The 19299-nt window shown below is 69.0% G+C and carries 16 protein-coding genes; all 16 read left to right on the top strand.

What is annotated here, in order from left to right:
• Positions 1-199 precede the first annotated feature (199 nt).
• The 16 genes from typA (at position 200) to ACFY15_RS03070 (ending at position 19000) form a co-directional block, all read left to right on the top strand.
• Positions 200-2104, top strand: coding sequence for a translational GTPase TypA (gene typA / locus ACFY15_RS03145; protein ID WP_390685185.1), 1905 nt, complete (start codon positions 200-202; stop codon positions 2102-2104).
• Between the two features lie 424 nt (positions 2105-2528).
• Positions 2529-4175 carry an ABC transporter substrate-binding protein gene (locus tag ACFY15_RS03140; RefSeq protein WP_390685186.1) on the top strand — a complete coding sequence of 549 codons (1647 nt, stop codon included), beginning with the start codon at positions 2529-2531 and terminating at the stop codon, positions 4173-4175.
• Between the two features lie 181 nt (positions 4176-4356).
• On the top strand, positions 4357-5280 hold the full coding sequence (locus ACFY15_RS03135; protein ID WP_390685187.1) for an ABC transporter permease: 924 nt from the start codon (positions 4357-4359) through the stop codon (positions 5278-5280).
• Between the two features lie 29 nt (positions 5281-5309).
• A complete protein-coding gene (locus ACFY15_RS03130) occupies positions 5310-6239 on the top strand; it encodes an ABC transporter permease (RefSeq protein WP_390685188.1) in 930 nt (309 codons plus the stop codon).
• Between the two features lie 18 nt (positions 6240-6257).
• Positions 6258-7313, top strand: coding sequence for an ABC transporter ATP-binding protein (locus ACFY15_RS03125; RefSeq protein ID WP_390685189.1), 1056 nt, complete (start codon positions 6258-6260; stop codon positions 7311-7313).
• Positions 7306-8451, top strand: coding sequence for an ABC transporter ATP-binding protein (locus tag ACFY15_RS03120; protein ID WP_042809898.1), 1146 nt, complete (start codon positions 7306-7308; stop codon positions 8449-8451). Before ACFY15_RS03125 ends, ACFY15_RS03120 begins: the two co-directional genes overlap by 8 nt.
• Positions 8452-8703: 252 nt before the next feature.
• Entirely contained in the window at positions 8704-10332 is a 1629-nt protein-coding gene (locus ACFY15_RS03115) for an ABC transporter substrate-binding protein (RefSeq protein WP_390685190.1), read from the top strand.
• A gap of 78 nt (positions 10333-10410) precedes the next feature.
• Positions 10411-11352, top strand: coding sequence for a GNAT family N-acetyltransferase (locus ACFY15_RS03110; protein ID WP_390685191.1), 942 nt, complete (start codon positions 10411-10413; stop codon positions 11350-11352).
• 106 nt (positions 11353-11458) lie between these two features.
• Positions 11459-13087, top strand: a complete 1629-nt coding sequence (locus ACFY15_RS03105) for an ABC transporter substrate-binding protein (RefSeq protein WP_390685192.1) — start codon at positions 11459-11461, stop codon at positions 13085-13087.
• A gap of 34 nt (positions 13088-13121) precedes the next feature.
• On the top strand, positions 13122-14045 hold the full coding sequence (locus tag ACFY15_RS03100; RefSeq protein WP_390685193.1) for an ABC transporter permease: 924 nt from the start codon (positions 13122-13124) through the stop codon (positions 14043-14045).
• Positions 14038-15039: an ABC transporter permease gene (locus ACFY15_RS03095; protein WP_390685194.1), complete on the top strand. Its 1002-nt coding sequence runs from the start codon at positions 14038-14040 to the stop codon at positions 15037-15039. Before ACFY15_RS03100 ends, ACFY15_RS03095 begins: the two co-directional genes overlap by 8 nt.
• 15 nt (positions 15040-15054) lie before the next feature.
• Positions 15055-16029 carry an ABC transporter ATP-binding protein gene (locus ACFY15_RS03090; protein ID WP_390824909.1) on the top strand — a complete coding sequence of 325 codons (975 nt, stop codon included), beginning with the start codon at positions 15055-15057 and terminating at the stop codon, positions 16027-16029.
• A complete protein-coding gene (locus tag ACFY15_RS03085; protein WP_390685196.1) occupies positions 16022-17083 on the top strand; it encodes an ABC transporter ATP-binding protein in 1062 nt (353 codons plus the stop codon). Before ACFY15_RS03090 ends, ACFY15_RS03085 begins: the two co-directional genes overlap by 8 nt.
• Before the next feature lie 414 nt (positions 17084-17497).
• The gene (locus ACFY15_RS03080; RefSeq protein WP_042809907.1) at positions 17498-17692 is read left to right on the top strand and encodes a hypothetical protein; all 195 of its coding nucleotides are present in this window, start codon (positions 17498-17500) and stop codon (positions 17690-17692) included.
• A 22-nt stretch (positions 17693-17714) separates the two neighbouring features.
• Entirely contained in the window at positions 17715-18620 is a 906-nt protein-coding gene (mshB, locus tag ACFY15_RS03075; protein ID WP_390685197.1) for an N-acetyl-1-D-myo-inositol-2-amino-2-deoxy-alpha-D-glucopyranoside deacetylase, read from the top strand.
• Positions 18617-19000, top strand: coding sequence for a DUF6113 family protein (locus ACFY15_RS03070; RefSeq protein ID WP_390685198.1), 384 nt, complete (start codon positions 18617-18619; stop codon positions 18998-19000). The genes mshB and ACFY15_RS03070 overlap by 4 nt, the downstream gene beginning before the upstream one ends.
• Positions 19001-19299 lie beyond the last annotated feature (299 nt).

The raw sequence follows: 19299 nt of genomic DNA, 5'->3' as shown, positions 1-19299 counted from the left end.
ACGGGCCGTACCGACAGCCGGGAACCCCCACCCACGACCCGGCCGTCCTCAGTCGTCCGGCCCCTTGACAGCCCCCCGGCAGCCGGATCCCGCCGGTCGACGTACGATGGTGTAAGGCCGTGGCAGGTTTTCCGCCCGGTCGAGGCGCGCGTGCCAGGCCGTACGCGACGCCATCCACGATCCCGGGAGAAGCGCCGAAGTGCCCACGCGCCACGACATCCGTAACGTCGCCATCGTCGCCCACGTCGACCATGGCAAGACGACCATCGTCGATGCCATGCTCAAGCAGGCCGGTGCCTTCGCCGCCCACCAGCAGCTCGACGACCGCATGATGGACTCGAACGACCTGGAGCGTGAGAAGGGCATCACGATCCTCGCCAAGAACACGGCGGTGAAGTACCACCCCAAGGACGGCGGGGCCCCGATCACGATCAACATCATCGACACCCCCGGCCACGCCGACTTCGGTGGCGAGGTCGAGCGCGGTCTGTCGATGGTGGACGCCGTCGTCCTCCTGGTGGACGCCTCCGAGGGTCCGCTGCCCCAGACCCGCTTCGTGCTCCGCAAGGCCCTCCAGCAGCGGAAGCCGGTCATCCTCTGCATCAACAAGACGGACCGCCCGGACTCCCGGATCGACGAGGTCGTCAACGAGACCTACGACCTGTTCCTGGACCTGGACGCCGACGAGGACCAGATCGAGTTCCCGATCGTCTACGCCTGCGGCCGTGACGGCATCGCCTCGCTGACCAAGCCGGAGGACGGCACCGTCCCGGCGGACAGCGACAACCTGGAGCCGTTCTTCTCCACCATCCTGGAGCACGTCCCGGCCCCGACCTACGACGAAGAGGCCCCCCTCCAGGCCCACGTCACCAACCTCGACGCCGACAACTTCCTCGGCCGCATCGCGCTGCTCCGCGTCGAGCAGGGCGAGCTGCGCAAGGGCCAGACGGTCGCGTGGATCAAGCGTGACGGCACGGTCTCCAACGTCCGCATCACCGAGCTGATGATGACCGAGGCGCTCACCCGCAAGCCGGCCGAGGTCGCCGGCCCCGGTGACATCTGCGCCGTCGCCGGCATCCCCGACATCATGATCGGCGAGACCCTGGCCGACCCCGAGAACCCGATCGCGCTGCCGCTGATCACGGTGGACGAGCCGGCCATCTCCATGGTCATCGGCACCAACACCTCCCCGATGGTCGGCCGCGGCGGCTCCGGCAAGGGCGCGGACGCCAAGGCCGCGGTCAAGGACCGCAAGGTCACCGCCCGCCAGGTCAAGGACCGTCTGGACCGCGAGCTGATCGGTAACGTCTCGCTGCGCGTCCTGGACACCGACCGTCCGGACGCCTGGGAGGTCCAGGGCCGCGGTGAGCTCGCGCTCGCCATCCTGGTCGAGCAGATGCGCCGCGAGGGCTTCGAGCTGACCATCGGCAAGCCGCAGGTCGTCACGCGCGAGATCGACGGCAAGGTCCACGAGCCGGTCGAGCGCATGACGATCGACGTGCCCGAGGAGCACATGGGCGCCGTCACGCAGCTCATGGGCGTCCGCAAGGGCCGCATGGACAACATGTCGAACCACGGCTCCGGCTGGGTGCGCATGGAGTTCGTCGTCCCGTCCCGCGGTCTGATCGGCTTCCGTACCGAGTTCCTGACCCAGACCCGCGGCACCGGCATCGGCCACTCGATCCACGAGGGCCACGAGCCGTGGTTCGGCCAGCTGGTCACCCGCAACAACGGCTCCCTGGTCGCCGACCGCGCCGGTGCGGTCACCGCGTTCGCGATGACCAACCTCCAGGAGCGCGGCGTCCTGTTCACCGACCCCGGCACCGAGGTGTACGAGGGCATGATCGTCGGCGAGAACTCGCGCGCCGACGACATGGACGTGAACATCACCAAGGAGAAGAAGCTCACGAACATGCGCTCCTCCTCCGCCGACTCCTTCGAGGCGATCGTCCCGCCGCGCAAGCTCTCCCTGGAGCAGTCCCTGGAGTTCTGCCGCGACGACGAGTGCGTCGAGGTCACCCCGGAGGCCGTGCGCATCCGCAAGGTCGTCCTGGACCAGAAGGAGCGTTCGCGCACCGCTTCCCGCGCCAAGTCGGCCAAGTAGTAAGCGAGTAGGCTTCTGGCCGAAACGCATACCATCGGCGACGGCCTCTCCCTGCACCGGTTCGGTGCGGGGAGAGGCCGTCGTCGTTTGTCAAACGGATTGTGTCGCTCAAGTGTCCGCATACCGACCGTGACACTCCGGAAGATGAACTAACCGTCCGTTTCGCACGTGTCTGTCTCCTATCCGTTTGTCCGGATTTCGGGTTTTCGCCATACGGTGATGTTGTGAAAACGAGACCACTTAAGTGTGGTTTACGGTCTGGGCGTCCCTGAGGATGGCTCCATTGAGCTCGGGTCAATGGGTCACACGCTGTGGGGAGCGTCGACTCACGAGCACACACGACGGGACCGGATTTCGCTGTCAGGGGTGTCAGCGGATGACGGGCCCACATCATCGACAGTGACTCCTGAGGAGGCTATTACCCATGCGCGGAGCAACGAGCGCCAAGTGGGTCGTGGGTGCGGTCATCGTGGCGATGGCTGCCACGGCGTGCAGCAGTGGCGACAAGGACAGCGGCGGCGCGGGCGCCAAGGGCGGCACGTTCCGCCTCGGCATCACCGAGCCCACCGCGATCGACCCGTACAACTCGCAGGAGTCCGAGGGCGCGCTCGTCACGCACAACCTCTTCACGGGTCTGTACAGCGCCACGGTCGACGGCAAGCTGAAGCCCGAACTCGCCGAGTCGGTCCAGACCAGCGACGACGGCAAGACCTGGACCTTCAAGATCAAGCAGGGCACGAAGTTCACCAACGGCGAGCCCGTCGACGCCGAGTCCTTCGTCCGCGGCTGGACCCGTGTGGTCGCCAAGGACTCCGCCTCCGACGTCGCCTACCCGTTCGCGGGCATCAACGGCTACAAGGAGCTCAACGGCGGCAACGCCACCACCTTCGCGGGTGTGACGGCGCCGGACGCCGGCACCCTGAAGGTCGAGCTCTCCGAGGCCGACTTCGAGTTCGACAAGAAGACCGTGCACCAGGCCTTCAGCCCGGTCCCGAAGGCCGCCGGCGCCGCCAGCAACAAGGCGTACAACGACGCGCCGATCGGCAACGGCCCCTTCAAGATGGAGGGTTCGTGGCAGCACAACAAGTCCATCACCCTCGTCCGTAACGACGACTACGGTCTCGAGAAGGCGAAGCTCGCCAAGGTCGAGATCTCGATCCTGAACTCGGCCAACGGCTCCACCCTGGAGTACCAGGGCTTCCAGTCGGGCCAGTTCGACTGGGCCCGTATGCCCACGCCGCAGCTTCCGGTCGCGAAGGCCAAGTTCTCGCCGAAGAAGCAGTGGATCGAGGCCGACACCAGCGGTATCAACTACCTGGTCGCCTTCAACCAGACCGCGCCGCTGAACAACCCCGACGCCCGCAAGGCGATCTCGTACGCGATCGACCGCGACGCCATCGCCAAGGGTGTCTTCCAGGGCATGCAGAAGCCCGCCACCTCCGTCCTGCCGCCGTCCTTCGCGGACACCTACGTGGACGGCGTCTGCTCCTCCTGCGTGAAGCAGGACAAGGAGAAGGCCAAGCAGTTCGCGGAGAAGGGCGGCCTGAAGCCGGGCACCGTCCTCGACTTCGGCTACAACACCGGTGCGGGCCACGAAGAGTGGGTCCAGGCCGTCGCGCAGCAGCTGAAGGACGTCCTCGGTCTCGAGGTCAAGCTGAACGGCAAGCCGTTCAAGGAGGCCCTGGCCCAGCAGCAGGACAAGGGCACCGGCGGTCTGTGGCGCTCGGCGTGGGGCGCGGACTACCCGACCCCGGACAACTTCCTGTACCCGCTGCTCGACTCCGGTTCGATCAACGAGGACCCGGCGACGGGCAAGGCGGCCGGTGACAACCGCGGCCGCTACAACAACCCGAAGTTCGACGAGCTGATCACCAAGGCCCGCGGCACCAAGGACCCGGCGGCCCGCGCCGCGGTCTACAAGGAGGCCGAGAAGCTCGCGATCGACGACGAGCAGGGTCTCATCCCGCTGTGGAAGCGCACCCAGTTCCGCCTCGCGGCCACGGACAAGTTCAACAACGTCCAGCTGGACTTCTTCGAGGACCCGAACCTCGCTGAGATCTCGGCCAAGTAAGAGCCTCCTCATCAACAGGTAGGCGAAGGTCGTGGGGGCCCGGAGCAACGTCTCCGGTCCCCACGGCCTTCGCTCAGTCCCGGGCGCACCCCTCTTTCTCGTCGATCCGCGCCCGGATGCGGCCAATCTCCCGATCGGATGATGCCGCCAACCCCCACGCCCGGTATGTGAAGGAGGCATCGTGGGAAGATATGTGATCCGGCGGCTCGGACAGATGGTTGTCGTTCTCTTCGGTGCGACGGTTATTCTCTTCTGCTGTCTTTTCGTGCTCCCCGGCGACCCTGTGGGTTCGCTCGGTGGTGACAAGGCCCGTGACCCGGCCGTGGTCGAGGCGCTCCGCGAGCGCTACGGCCTCAACGACCCGCTGCCCGTGCAGTACGGGAACTTCGTCAAGAACCTCGCGCAGGGTGACCTCGGTGAGGACTACACCCAGCGCCGGCCGGTGACGGAGGTCCTCGGGCCGAAGCTCGTGAACACCGCGCAGCTCGCCCTGGCGGCCATCGTCCTGGACATCCTGATCGGCCTGCTGGCGGGTCTGATCGCCGCGCTGTTCAGATACTCGTTCTGGGACGTGCTGATCACGCTCTTGACCACCATGGCCGTCGGCTTCCCGTCCTTCGTGATCGGCATGGTGCTCCAGAAGGTCTTCGTGGTCCAGTTCCAGTGGGTCCCGCTGATCTCCGACGGCACGATGAAGTCGCTGATCCTGCCCGCCTTCACGCTGGCGATCCTCGACGCCGCCCTCGTGGCGCGGCTCATGCGCGGCACCATGCTCGAGGTGCTGCGGGCCGACTACGTCAAGACGGCCGTCGCCAAGGGTCTGCCCCGGCGGACCGTGCTCGTCAAGCACGTCATGCGCAACTCGATCATCCCGGTCGTCACGTACCTGGGTATCTCCTTCGGCTCGCTGCTCGGTGGTGCCCTGATCACCGAGGCGATCTTCAACTGGGACGGCATCGGGCTCGCCCTGGTGCAGGCGGTCCAGCAGCAGAACAACCCGATCATCATCGGCGTGGTGAGCTTCGGCGTCGCCGTGTTCGTCCTGCTGAACCTCCTCGTCGACCTCTTGTACGCGGTCCTCGACCCGCGCATCCGCCTCGCCTGATCCCAGGCAGCCCGTTCTAGGAGTTACCCATGACCGAGCTCACCAAGAGCACATCGGTGGCGGGGGACGCGACCGCACCGGCGCAGGCCGCGAACGCGGAGGCCGAACCGGCCGTCGCCCGCGTGACCCAGTGGGGCGAGATCCGCCACCGCTTCCTCGCCAACAAGCTGGCCGTGGTCGGCCTCGGCCTCGTCGCGCTGCTGTTCCTGACCGCGATCTTCGCTCCGCTGATCGCCCCGCAGGACCCGCTGGCCCAGGACCTGAACAACACCCTCCAGGAGCCGGGCAACGGCCACCTGCTGGGTACCGACGCCCTCGGCCGCGACCAGTTCTCCCGCATCATCTACGGCACCCGCATCGCCGTGGAGATCGGTCTCGCGTCGATCTTCCTGGCGTGCCTCATCGGCATCGTCATCGGCGCGCTGGCCGGCTACTTCGGCCGCGCCACCGACTCGGTGCTGATGCGCATCGCCGACGTCTTCTTCGCCTTCCCGCTGCTGATCGGTGCCATCGTCATCATCATCGCGATGGGCCGGGGCGTGATGCCGGTGATCATCTCGCTGGCGATCTTCTCCTGGCCGACGGTCTCCCGTCTGCTGCGCAGCTCGATCCTGTCGGTCCGCGAGGCCGACTACGTGCTGGCCGCCCGCGCCCTGGGCGCGGACACCCGCCGGATCATCCTGCGGCACATCATCCCCAACTCCATCGCCGCCGTGATGGCCTACGCCGCGTTCAGCGTCGGCGGCGCCATCGTGGCCGAGGCCTCGCTGTCCTTCCTGGGCGTGGGCGTCAGCCCGGAGGTCCCGGAGTGGGGCAACATGCTCGCCGCCGCCAAGGACTTCATGGGAGTCAAGGACTTCCTGTGGACCTACCCCAGCATCGCGATCGTGCTGACGGTCCTTGGCTTCGTATTCGTCGGTGACGGGCTCCGCGACGCCCTCGACCCGAAGCTGCGCTAGAAGGGCGGCACCACCGAAATGACTGCTTCAAGCATCACCGCAGACGTGCCCCGCCAGAGGGGCGGCGACTCCGAGGTGCCCGTTCTCGAAGTGCGCGACCTGCACGTCGAGTTCGCGACCCGTGAAGGTGTCGTCAAGGCCGTCAACGGCGTGAACTACAGCGTCTCGTCCGGCGAGACCCTCGCCGTGCTCGGCGAGTCCGGCTCCGGCAAGTCCGTGACCGCGCAGGCGATCATGGGCATCCTCGACTCGCCCCCCGGGCGGGTCGCCAAGGGAGAGATCCTCTTCCGCGGCGAGGACATCCTCAAGCTTCCGGAGAACGAGCGGCGCAAGCTGCGCGGCCCGAAGATGGCGATGATCTTCCAGGACGCGCTGTCCGCGCTGAACCCGGTGTTCTCCGTCGGCAACCAGCTGGGCGAGATGTTCCGCGTCCACCAGGGCATGTCGAAGAAGGACGCCAAGGCCAAGGCCATCGAGCTCATGGACCGGGTGAAGATCCCCGCGGCCAAGAGCCGGGTGAACGACTACCCGCACCAGTTCTCGGGCGGTATGCGCCAGCGCATCATGATCGCGATGGCGCTCGCCCTGGAGCCGGACCTGATCATCGCGGACGAGCCCACCACGGCGCTCGACGTGACGGTCCAGGCCCAGGTCATGGACCTGCTGGCCGACCTGCAGCGCGAGTACAACATGGGTCTGATCCTGATCACCCACGACCTCGGCGTCGTCGCCGACGTCGCGGACAAGATCGCCGTGATGTACGCGGGCCGCATCGTCGAGCAGGCGCCGGTCCACGAGCTGTACAAGCGCCCCGCGCACCCGTACACCCGTGGTCTGCTGGACTCGATCCCGCGCCTGGACCAGAAGGGCCAGGAGCTCTACGCGATCAAGGGTCTGCCGCCCAACCTGCTGAAGGCCCCCTCGGGCTGCGCCTTCAACCCGCGCTGCCCCAAGGCGCAGGACATCTGCCGCACCGAGATGCCGCCCCTGCTGCAGGTGACCGAGCAGGACGGCACCGAGCTGGCCGGCCGTGCCAGCGCCTGCCACTTCCGCGAGGAGCAGCTCCATGGCTGAGACCGACAAGAAGGACGACGCCGTGGACGCCACCCCCGGTATCAGCGAGGTCGAGGTCGTCGAGGCGGCGACCGAGACGGCGGCCGTGGCCGCCATCGAGGCGCCCGTCGAGCGCGGTGAGCCGATCCTGCAGGTGCGCAACCTGGTCAAGCACTTCCCGCTGACCCAGGGCATCCTGTTCAAGAAGCAGATCGGCGCCGTCCGCGCGGTCGACGGGATCTCCTTCGACCTGCACCAGGGCGAGACCCTCGGCATCGTCGGCGAGTCCGGCTGTGGCAAGTCCACCGTCGCCAAGCTGCTGATGCTGCTGGAGACGGCGACGTCCGGCGAGGTCTTCTACAAGGGCCAGGACATCACGAAGCTGTCGGGCAAGGCCCTCAAGGCCGTGCGCCGCAACATCCAGATGGTGTTCCAGGACCCGTACACCTCGCTCAACCCGCGCATGACGGTCGGCGACATCATCGGCGAGCCCTTCGAGATCCACCCCGAGGTGGCTCCCAAGGGCGACCGGCGGCGCCGGGTCCAGGAGCTCCTGGACGTGGTGGGCCTGAACCCGGAGTACATCAACCGGTACCCGCACCAGTTCTCCGGCGGCCAGCGCCAGCGCATCGGCATCGCCCGCGGCCTCGCGCTCCAGCCCGAGATCATCATCTGCGACGAGCCGGTCTCCGCGCTCGACGTGTCGGTGCAGGCGCAGGTCATCAACCTGATGGCGAAGCTGCAGGACGAGTTCAACCTGTCCTACATCTTCATCGCGCACGACCTGTCGATCGTCCGGCACATCTCGGACCGCGTGGGCGTCATGTACCTGGGCAAGATGGCCGAGATCGGCACCGACGCCCAGATCTACGACCACCCCACCCACCCGTACACCCAGGCGCTGCTCTCCGCCGTGCCGGTGCCGGACCCGGCGGCCCGTGAGGGCCGTGAGCGGATCATCCTGACCGGTGACGTCCCGTCCCCGGCCAATCCGCCGTCGGGCTGCCGCTTCCGCACCCGCTGCTGGAAGGCGCAGGACATCTGCTCCACCGAGGTGCCGCTGCTGGCGGTCCCGGAGCGCTTCAAGGGCCAGGACACGGCGGCCGCGCACGAGTCGGCGTGCCACTTCGCCGAGGAGAAGACGGTCCTGCCCGTCTGACCCCTCCGTACACCCGACCGGGCACGGCCGCTCAGCGGCCGTGCCCGGTCGGCGTTTACGGCCCCGCCCGACCGGAGCCGGGGGTTCCGGTGGTGTACCCGTACCGCCTCGGTAACGTGACCGCTCAGGTATGTTCTAGAGGTCCGGGCGTCCCCGAGGATGGCCCCATCGAGCTCGCGTCTCGGGTCAAGCGCTGTGGGGAGCGTCGGCTCACGAGCACATCGACAGTGACTCCTGAGGAGGCAATTTCCCATGCGTGGAGCAACGCGCGCCAAATGGGCCGCCGGCACCGTGGTGCTGGCGATGGCGGCGACGGCCTGCGGCAGCAGTGCGGAGGACCCCACCGCCGGCGTGAAGACCGGCGGACACATCAGCGTGCGGCTGAGCGAGCCGCAGCACGGCCTGGTGGGGCAGAACACCGGCGAGTCCGAGGGGTCCGAGGTGCTCCACGCGCTCTTCACGGGCCTCGTCTCGTACGACAACAAGACCAGCGAGCCGAAGCTCGCGGTCGCCGAGTCCATCGAGACGACCGACTCCAGGACCTGGACGGTCAAGCTCAAGGACGGGTACACCTTCCACAACGGCGAGAAGGTCGACGCGCAGTCCTTCGTCCGCGCCTGGAACTGGGGGGCAAACCAGGAGAACAACGCGGAGGCGATGGGCTTCTTCTCGAAGATCGAGGGCTCCGACGAGCTGGCCCCGGGCAAGGGGAAGACGCCCACGGCCAAGGAGCTCAAGGGCCTCAAGATCGTCGACAGCAAGACCTTCGTCGTGACGCTGAAGGCGCCGTTCTCCCAGTTCAAGACCATGCTGGGCTACAACGCCTTCTACCCCCTGCCCAAGGCCTTCGAGGCGGACCCGCAGAAGTTCGGCGAGGCGCCGATCGGAAACGGCCCGTTCCAGATGGACGGCCGGTGGGAGCACAACAAGCAGATCAAGGTCAAGAAGTACGACAAGTACCCGGTCGACGGCCGGGCGAAGCTCGACGGCGTCACCTTCAAGATCTACGACAACCTCGACGACGCCTACAGCGACCTCCAGGCCGGCAAGCTCCAGATCGTCGACAAGCTGCCGGTCACCGCGCTGCCCACCGTCTCCCAGGAGTTCGGCGAGCGCTACATCTACAAGCCCGAGGCGTCCATCGGCTACATCGGCCTCCCGCTGGAGGCCAACCGCGAGTCCTTCGGCAAGGCCGACGTCCGCAGGGCGATCTCGATGGCGATCGACCGGGACGCCATCGCGAAGAGCATCTTCAACGGCACCCGCAAGCCGGCCGACGACTTCATCAGCCCCATCGTGCCCGGCTACCGCAAGGGCGCCCTGGGCGAGGCCGGGATGTTCAACCCGGTCAAGGCCAAGGAGCTGTTCCAGCGGGCCGGCGGCATCCCCGGCAACAGGATGGAACTCGGCTACGACGCCGACAGCGACAACAAGGAGTGGATCGAGGCCGTCGCCGCCCAGCTGAAGACGAACCTCGGCCTGGAGGTCACCCCCAAGCCCTTCCCGAAGATCGGCGACATGCTCGACGAGCTGAAGGCCCAGAACTTCGAGGGCGCCTTCCGCACGGGCTGGGCCATGGACTACCCGGCGGCGGAGGACTACCTGCGCCCGGTGTTCTCCAAGGAGGCCATCGCCAACGGCTCCAACTTCGGGCACTACAAGAGCGAGGAGTTCGAGGCGGCCCTCGCCGCGGCCGACCGGTCCACCGACCCGGCCGACAGCCTCAAGCTCTACCAGAAGGCCGACGACATCGTCATCCGGGACCTCCCGTACATCCCGGTCTTCACGTACATGTCCGCCGCCGCCTACGCCAAGAGCGTCACCCACGTCGAGGTCGACGCCCAGGGCCGCATGGACCTCGCGAACGTCCAGCTCAGCTGAGCCCCCGCCCGCCCCCGCCGTCGCGGGGGCGGGCAAACCCGGTTGCGGCCGCGCGCGGCGGCGTCCGAGAGTGGGCGGATGGCCACCGACACGCTGACCGTCCGCCCTGCCGGACCCGGGGACGCCCCGGACATCTGCGCACTGCTCAACGCCGTCGACGTGCTGGAGATCGGCAGACCCGAGACCGACCTCGGCGGGGTCGAGGCCGACCTCAACCACCCCGACGTGGACCTGGCCGCCGACTCCTGGCTCGCCTTCCAGGGCGGCAGACTCGTCGGCTACGCCCTGGTGTGGGCCGACTCCGGACCGGGCCTGATCGACGGCGACCACTACGTCCTGCCCGGCCGCAACCCCGCGGCCCTGCGGCTGCTGGAACTGATGGAGACCCGCGCCCGCGCCATGGCCGGCGCGGCGCCCGCCGCCCGGCTGCGGATCCAGCTCAACACCAGGCCCACCCTCGACCTCTCCCTCCTCACCGGCCGGGGCTACCGCAGCGTGCGCCGCTACCAGGTGATGACCCGCACCCTCCACCCGGCCGCCGACCCGCTCCCCGAGCCGCCCGCCGGGCTTGTCCTGCGCGACTGCGCTTCCGACGAGGCCGACCGCCGCCGCGCCCACGCCCTGGTCGAGGAGACCTTCTCCGCCCACTTCGGACACGTCGGCCGCGACTACGAGGCCTGGCTGGACCACGTCGACGGCCGCCGCCTCGACTGGTCGCTGGTGTGGATCGCGAGCCTGCCCGGGCAGGGCGACGTGGCCGTCCTCGTCTCCCGCGACGACCGCACCAGCATGGCCTGGCTCAGCCACATCGGCGTACGCGAGGACCTGCGCGGCCGCGGCGTCGGCGGCTTCCTGCTGCGCCACGGCTTCGCCGCCTACGCCGCCCGCGGCCGGGCCACCGTGGGCCTGGGCGTGGACACCCTCAACGAGACCGGCGCGCTGGCCCTCTACGAGGCGCACGGCATGGCCCTCCACTACGCCGTCGACACCTGGGACCTGCCATTGCACCCCCAGGGGTGACAGGCGGGGGACGCGAGGGTGCAATCGGGCCAGCCATCACCGAAAGGAGTCCCGTATGGGGTGACATTGCCCCTAAGTGAGTCTTGGGACCCCTAGGAGGCAGTCCATGCGCGGAGCCACCCACGCCCAGTGGGCCGCATGTGCGGTGGCCGTCGCCCTCGCGGCGACGGCCTGCGGCGGCGGGAGCGACAGCGGCGGTGGCGGTGCGGCGGGGATCGTCAGCTCCTCCTGGGGTGACCCCCAGAACCCCCTGGAGCCCGCCAACACCAACGAGGTCCAGGGCGGCAAGGTCCTCGACATGCTCTTCCGCGGGCTCAAGCGCTACGACGCCAAGACCGGCGAGGCCCACAACATGGTCGCCGAGAAGATCGAGACCACCGACAGCCAGAACTTCACCATCACCCTGAAGGACGGCTGGAAGTTCAGCAACGGCGAACCGGTCACCGCGCAGTCCTTCGTCGACGCCTGGAACTACGGCGCCGACGTGCGCAACAAGCAGAACAACGCACCCTTCTTCGCCGACATCGTGGGCTACGCCGACCTGCACCCCGCCTCCGGGGAACCCAGGGCCAAGACCATGTCCGGGCTGGTGGTCAAGGACCCCAGGACCTTCACCGTCGCCCTGAAGTCGAAGTTCTCCACCTGGCCCGAGACCCTCGGCTACCAGGCCTTCTCCCCGCTGCCCAAGGCGTTCTTCACCGACCACTCCGGCTGGCTCGACAAGCCGGTCGGCAACGGCCCCTACACGGTGGACTCGTACACCAAGGGCACCGGCATGAAGCTGCGCAAGTGGGACGGCTACACCGGCCCCGACCCGGCGCAGAACGGCGGCGTGGACCTCAAGGTCTACACCGACAACAACACCGCCTACACCGACCTGATCTCCGGAAACCTCGACCTCGTCGACGACATCCCGGCCCAGCAGCTGAAGAACGTCAAGAACGACCTCGGCGACCGGTACATCAACCAGCCGGCCCTCATCATCCAGACCCTCACCTTCCCCCTGTACGACCCGCAGTGGAGCAAGGAGGGGGCGGACAAGGTCCGCCGCGGCATCTCCATGGCGATCAACCGCGACGAGATCACCGAGCAGATCTTCCGCGAGACCCGCACCCCGGCCAAGGACTGGACCTCGCCCGCCCTCGGCGCGAAGGGCGGCTTCAACGCCACGCTCTGCGGCGACGCCTGCAAGTTCAACCCGGCCGAGGCCAAGAAGCTCATCCAGGAGGGCGGCGGCCTGCCCGGCGGGAAGATGACCCTCACGTCGAACGTGGACACCGGCTCGCACCGGGACTGGATGGAGGCCGTCTGCAACAGCGTCAACAACGCCCTGGGCGAGGGCCCCGTCTGCACCGTCAACCCCGTCGGCACCTTCGCGGACTTCCGCAACCAGCAGAGCGCCTACAAGCTGACCGGCCCCTTCCGCTCCGGCTGGCAGGCCGACTACCCGCTCATCCAGAACTTCCTCCAGCCGCTCTACTACACGGGCGCCTCCTCCAACTACGGCAAGTTCAGCAGCCCCGACTTCGACAAGCTCGTCGACGAGGCCAACCAGGAGAGCGACACCGCCAAGGCCATCACCAAGTTCCAGGACGCCGAGAAGATCCTCGCCGAGCAGATGCCGGCCATCCCCCTCTGGTACCAGAACGGCAGCGCCGGGCACTCCGAGCGGATCACCGACGTCGCCCTGAACCAGTTCAGCGTCCCCGTCTACAACGAGATCAAGGTCAGCTGACCCCCGCCGGCACACCCGACACCCCGGAGCATCCATGGGACGTTATGTGATCCGGCGGCTGCTCCAGATGATCCCCGTGTTCATCGGCAGCACCTTCCTGATCTTCTTCATGGTCTACGCCCTCGGCGACCCCGTGGCCGCCCTCTTCGGGGACAAGGCCCCCGACCCCGCCACCGCCGCCCGCATCCGCAAGGACCTCTACCTCGACCGCCCCCTGTGGCAGCAGTACGTCCACTACATGGGGCAGATCTTCAAGGGCGACTTCGGCACGGCCTTCAACGGGCAGTCGGTGACGGATCTGATGGCCACCGCCTTCCCCGTCACCCTCCGCCTGACCTGCGTCGCGATCCTCATCGAGATCGTCGTCGGCATCACCCTCGGCGTGGTCAGCGGACTGCGCCGGGGCAAGACGATCGACACCACCCTGCTGGTGGCCACCCTCGTCGTCATCTCGGTGCCCACCTTCGTCACCGGCTACCTGCTCCAGTACCTCCTCGGCGTCAAATGGGGCTGGGTGCGCCCCACCGTCTCCCCGGACGCCCCCTTCGGCGAGCTGATCCTGCCCGGCATCGTCCTCGCCCTGGTCTCCCTCGCCTACGTCACCCGGCTCTCGCGGACCTCCATCGCCGAGAACGCCAAGGCCGACTACGTCCGCACCGCCGTCGCCAAGGGGCTGCCGCGCCGCCGGGTCGTCGGCCGCCACCTGCTGCGCAACTCCCTCATCCCGGTGGTCACCTTCATCGGCACCGACATCGGCGCCCTCATGGGCGGGGCCATCGTCACCGAGCGGATCTTCAACATCCACGGCGTCGGCTACCAGCTCTACCAGGGCATCCTGCGCGGCAACTCGCCCACCGTGGTGGGCTTCGTGACCATCCTCGTCATCGTCTTCCTCGTGGCGAACCTGCTCGTCGACCTGCTCTACGCGGTCCTGGACCCGAGGATCCGCTATGCCTGAACCCGAACCACAGCCATACGACCCGGTGGGGCCGGGCGAGAACGAGGCCGTCGCCCCGACCGGGCAGGGAGGTGTCATGGACCTCGCGCTGGACGAGGCCGAGAGCCTGGAGAAGCCCCTTGAGCCCGACCCCTCCGCACCGCGGGAACGGGCCCGCTCCCTGTGGTCCGACGCCTGGCACCAGCTGCGCCGCAACCCCGTCTTCATCGTCTCCTCCCTCTTCATCCTCTTCCTCGTGGTCATCTCCCTCTGGCCCCAGCTCATCGCGAGCGGCGACCCGCTCCACTGCGAGCTCTCCAGATCGCAGCAGGGCTCCTCACCCGGACACCCCTTCGGCTACGACACCCAGGGCTGCGACGTCTACACCCGCACCGTGTACGGGGCCCGCGCCTCCATCACCGTCGGCATCTGCGCCACCCTCGGCGCCGCCCTGCTGGGCTCCGCCCTCGGCGGGCTCGCCGGGTTCTTCGGCGGCTGGGGCGACTCCCTGCTCTCCCGGGTGGCGGACATCTTCTTCGGGATCCCCGTCATCCTCGGCGGGCTCGTCTTCCTGTCCGTGGTCACCAGCACCACCGTCTGGCCGGTCGTCGGCTTCATCGTGCTCCTCGGGTGGCCGCAGCTCGCCCGCATCGCCCGCGGCTCGGTGATCACCGCCAAACAGAACGACTACGTCCAGGCCGCCCGGGCCCTCGGCGCCGGCAACGCCCGCATCCTGCTGCGGCACGTCGCGCCCAACGCCGTCGCCCCGGTCATCGTCGTCGCCACCATCGCGCTCGGCACCTACATCGCCCTGGAGGCCACGCTGTCCTTCCTCGGCGTGGGCCTGCGCCCGCCCACCGTCTCCTGGGGCATCGACATCTCCAACGCCGCCTCCCAGATCCGCAACGCCCCGCACATGCTGCTCTGGCCGGCCCTGGCCCTGAGCCTGACCGTGCTCGCCTTCATCATGCTCGGCGACGCGGTGCGCGACGCCCTCGACCCCAAGCTGCGCTGAGGAGTGAGCCGCCAGATGCTGCTCGAAGTCCGCGACCTGCACGTGGAGTTCACCACCCGCGACGGGGTCGCCAAGGCCGTCAACGGGGTCGACTACTCGGTGGACGAGGGCGAGACCCTCGCCGTGCTCGGCGAGTCCGGCTCGGGCAAGTCGGTGACGGCGCAGGCCGTGATGGGGATCCTCGAAACCCCGCCCGGCCGGATCGCGGGCGGCCAGATCCTCTTCAAGGGCAAGGACCTGCTGAAGATGAAGGAGGAGGAGCGCAGGAGGATCCGCGGCGCCGACATGGCGATGATCTTCCAGGACGCCCTCTCTTCCCTCAACCCCGTGCTCACCGTCGGCGCCCAGCTCGGCGAGATGTTCGAGGTCCACCGCGGGATGTCCCGCAAGGACGCCCGCGCCCGGGCCGTCGAGCTGATGGACCGGGTGAAGATCCCCGCCGCCCGGCAGCGCGTGACGGACTACCCGCACCAGTTCTCCGGCGGCATGCGCCAGCGCATCATGATCGCCATGGCGCTGGCCCTGGAACCCTCCCTGATCATCGCCGACGAACCCACCACCGCCCTCGACGTCACCGTCCAGGCCCAGGTCATGGACCTGCTGGCGGACCTGCGCCGCGAACTCAACATGGGGCTGATCCTGATCACCCACGACCTCGGCGTCGTCGCCGACGTGGCCGACAGGATCGCCGTCATGTACGCGGGCAGGATCGTCGAGACCGCCCCCGTCGACGCCGTCTACCGGGCGCCCGCCCACCCGTACACCCGGGGCCTGCTCGACTCGATCCCGCGCCTGGACCAGAAGGGCCAGGAGCTCTACGCCATCAAGGGCCTGCCCCCGAACCTGCTGGCCATCCCGCCCGGCTGCGCCTTCAACCCGCGCTGCCCGATGGCCCGCGCCGCCTGCCGGGCCGAGGTCCCGCCGCTCGCCGGGGTCGCCCCCGACCGGGCCAGCGCCTGCTTCTTCTGGAAGGAGTGCCTCGGTGGCTGAGCCCATCCTGGAGGTGCGCGACCTCGTCAAGCACTACCCCCTCACCCAGGGCATCCTCTTCAAGAAGCAGATCGGCGCGGTCAAGGCCGTCGACGGGGTCTCCTTCGACCTCGCGGCCGGCGAGACCCTCGGCATCGTCGGCGAGTCCGGCTGCGGGAAGTCCACCGTCGCCCGGTTGCTGGTCCACCTGGAGCGCCCGACCGCCGGGGTGATCTCGTACAAGGGCGAGGACGTCACGAAGCTGTCGGGCAAGGCCCTCAAGGCCGTGCGCCGCAACATCCAGATGGTGTTCCAGGACCCGTACACCTCGCTCAACCCGCGCATGACGGTCGGCGACATCATCGGCGAGCCGTACGAGATCCACCCCGAGGTGGCCCCGAAGGGCGACCGGCGGCGCCGGGTCCGCGAGCTCCTGGACGTGGTGGGCCTGAACCCGGAGTACATCAACCGGTACCCGCACCAGTTCTCCGGCGGCCAGCGCCAGCGCATCGGCATCGCCCGCGGCCTCGCGCTCCGGCCCGAGATCATCGTCGCCGACGAGCCCGTCTCCGCCCTGGACGTCTCCGTCCAGGCCCAGGTCGTCAACCTCCTCGAACGGCTCCAGGCGGACCTCGGCCTGTCGTACGTCTTCATCGCGCACGACCTGTCGATCGTCCGGCACATCTCCGACCGGGTCGGGGTCATGTACCTGGGCCGGCTCGCCGAGACCGGGACCGACGCCCAGATCTACGACCACCCCACCCACCCGTACACCCAGGCGCTGCTCTCCGCCGTGCCGGTGCCCGACCCCCGGGCCCGCGCCCACCGGGACCGGATCCTGCTCTCCGGCGACGTACCGTCCCCGGCCAACCCGCCCTCGGGCTGCCGCTTCCGCACCCGCTGCTGGAAGGCCGAATCCCGCTGTGCCACGGAGGTGCCGCCGCTGGCGGTCCCGCCGGCCTTCCCCTCGGGTCCGGCGGCGCACCCGTCGGCCTGTCACTTCGCGGCGGAGCGGCAGGTGGTCCCCGCCCCGGGTGAACCCGGGCCGCCGGATGCCCCGCCGGAGGGAGGGTAGGGGGCGGGCCGCGCCGGGAGGGGCCGTAGCCGGGGCCGTTCGAACGTTTCAGGACGTGGGAGGGCCGCGGAGACCGATGATTTCCAGCCACCCCGAGGACCCGGTCCGTACCGTCCCGTTCCCCGCCCAACCTGCGCGCCGCGAGGGCGACTTGACCGATTCTGCCCCGAGTTCCGGGCCTCTCCGGCCGGGCGGGATACGGCCGTACGGGCGCGGGTGGCCCGGCGGGCGGGCGCGCGGGCCTCCGGTCCGGCTCCCGCGCGCCCCCAGGCGTGCGCGGTATGCGCCCCTCGTGCTGCCGGAATTCGACCGATGCACTGGTACGGATAGTTATGATCCGTAGCGCACGGTGGGTATGAATCGCCGAGCACGAGTACGCGTACCGATGTCCGCTCGACGTGGAGGTGAAACGCCGTGGCGCTATCGATCTCGGCCGTGGTGCTGCTGGCGATCGTCGTCTTCCTTCTGGTCCGGAGGTCGGGACTGAAGGCGGGGCACGCGTTCGTCTGCGTACTGCTCGGGTTCTACCTGGCGAGTTCGACTGTGGCTCCCACCCTCAGCCAGCTCACGTCGAACGTGGCGAACATGATCAGTGGCCTCAAGCTGTAGGTCCTGCTCGTAGGCTGGTCCCATGAACGGTCTTCCCGCCCGTCGTCTGCTCCTCGTGCACGCGCACCCGGACGACGAGTCGATCAACAACGGCGTCACCATGGCCAAGTACGCGGCCGAGGGCGCCCATGTCGCGTTGGTGACCTGCACCCTCGGCGAGGAGGGCGAGGTCATCCCGCCCGGGCTGGCCCACCTCGCGCCCGACCGGGACGACACCCTGGGCCCGTTCCGGGTCGGCGAGCTCGCCGCGGCCATGAAGGAGCTCGGGGTCGCCGACCACCGATTCCTCGGCGGCACCGGCCGCTTCCGGGACTCCGGGATGATGGGCGCCCCGCAGAACGCCCGCCCCGGCGCCTTCTGGTCCACCGGCGTGGACGAGGCCGCCGGCCACCTCGTCGAGGTCATCCGCGAGCTGCGCCCGCAGGTCCTCGTCACCTACGACCCGGACGGCGGCTACGGTCACCCCGACCACATCCAGGCCCACCGCGTCGCCATGCGCGGCGCGGAGCTGGCCGCCGACCCGGCGTACCGCCCCGAACTGGGCGCTCCGCACGCCATCGCGAAGGTCTACTGGAACCGGGTCCCGCTCTCCGCCGTCGAGGAGGGCTTCGCGCGGCTGCGCGCGCTGGGCGCCGCACTGCCCTTCCCCGGCCTCGCGACCCCGGCCGACGTGCCGGGCGTGGTCCCCGACGAGCGGATCACCGCCGAGATCGGCGACGCGGAGGGGGAGCGGGGGCTGGTGGAGGCCAAGGCGGCCGCCATGCGGGCCCACGTCACCCAGATCGCCGTCGACGGCCCGTTCTTCGCCCTCTCGAACGACCTGGCCCAGCCGCTGTTCGCCCGCGAGTACTACGAGTTGGCCGTCGGCGAGTCCGGGGCCCCGGCCGGCGAGCGCGAGCGGGACCTCTTCGCGGGGGTGGGGGTGTGACCGCTCCGATGACCGCGGGGCGGATCGCCGCCCTGCTGGGCCTGCTGGTCGCCGGGACGGCCACCGGCCTGGCCGGCTGGCTCGTGGTGGACCTGTGGTTCCCGGCCGGGCTGCTGCTCGCCGTGCTGGCCCTCCTCGGGCTGTTCCTCGGGGCCCGGATCGCCCTCGGCGGGGGGCTCGGCGTGGGCGTCGCGGCGGCCGGCTGGTTCCTCTCGTACGTCCTGCTCGGTGTCCCGCGCGCCGAAGGGGACTTCCTGCTCGGTTCATCCGGAATGGGTATGTACGCATACCTTTTGGGGGGAAGTGCGGTCGCTGTGATCTGTGCCACGATGCGCGGGCCCGTGGAACCGCCGGTTTCGGCCTCGAAATCGGGCGGCTGACCGGGCGTCGAACTCCCGCTCCCCCTGATCGGGGACGGCTTGCGGGGGTTTGACGGACCCTCGGAGAAGGGTTCCGGGAGGGCTAAGAGGAACCTTTCATTCCCCTGGGACAGTTGCGTGCGGGCGGCGGCCAGTATGGTGGACGGGCCGCCGAGCTGCCCGCGCACGGCACGCGGGCGGCGGAGCCAACCGGGAGAACCTGCCTTGAGTCGTGAAACTGACAGTTCGTCCCCCGGGCCCCGAGGGCTCGGCGGGGCCGCCTACCCCTCGGGTACGCCGCCGTATGGAACCGGCCAGTC

It is taken from the genome of Streptomyces sp. NPDC001373, assembly GCF_042895815.1.
Lineage (GTDB): Bacteria > Actinomycetota > Actinomycetes > Streptomycetales > Streptomycetaceae > Streptomyces.
The sequence above is the reverse complement of the archived record's forward strand: the minus strand, read 5'-3'. Positions and strand labels throughout refer to the sequence as shown.

What these genes read in the sequence shown, in the direction of transcription:
- ACFY15_RS03090 (WP_390824909.1), top strand. Translation starts at nt 15,055, where the DNA reads ATGCTGCTCGAAGTCCGCGACCTGCACGTGGAGTTCACCACCCGCGAC.
- ACFY15_RS03140 (WP_390685186.1), top strand. Translation starts at nt 2,529, where the DNA reads ATGCGCGGAGCAACGAGCGCCAAGTGGGTCGTGGGTGCGGTCATCGTG.
- ACFY15_RS03100 (WP_390685193.1), top strand. Translation starts at nt 13,122, where the DNA reads ATGGGACGTTATGTGATCCGGCGGCTGCTCCAGATGATCCCCGTGTTC.
- ACFY15_RS03130 (WP_390685188.1), top strand. Translation starts at nt 5,310, where the DNA reads ATGACCGAGCTCACCAAGAGCACATCGGTGGCGGGGGACGCGACCGCA.
- ACFY15_RS03115 (WP_390685190.1), top strand. Translation starts at nt 8,704, where the DNA reads ATGCGTGGAGCAACGCGCGCCAAATGGGCCGCCGGCACCGTGGTGCTG.
- mshB (WP_390685197.1), top strand. Translation starts at nt 17,715, where the DNA reads ATGAACGGTCTTCCCGCCCGTCGTCTGCTCCTCGTGCACGCGCACCCG.
- ACFY15_RS03105 (WP_390685192.1), top strand. Translation starts at nt 11,459, where the DNA reads ATGCGCGGAGCCACCCACGCCCAGTGGGCCGCATGTGCGGTGGCCGTC.
- ACFY15_RS03095 (WP_390685194.1), top strand. Translation starts at nt 14,038, where the DNA reads ATGCCTGAACCCGAACCACAGCCATACGACCCGGTGGGGCCGGGCGAG.
- ACFY15_RS03110 (WP_390685191.1), top strand. Translation starts at nt 10,411, where the DNA reads ATGGCCACCGACACGCTGACCGTCCGCCCTGCCGGACCCGGGGACGCC.
- ACFY15_RS03120 (WP_042809898.1), top strand. Translation starts at nt 7,306, where the DNA reads ATGGCTGAGACCGACAAGAAGGACGACGCCGTGGACGCCACCCCCGGT.
- ACFY15_RS03125 (WP_390685189.1), top strand. Translation starts at nt 6,258, where the DNA reads ATGACTGCTTCAAGCATCACCGCAGACGTGCCCCGCCAGAGGGGCGGC.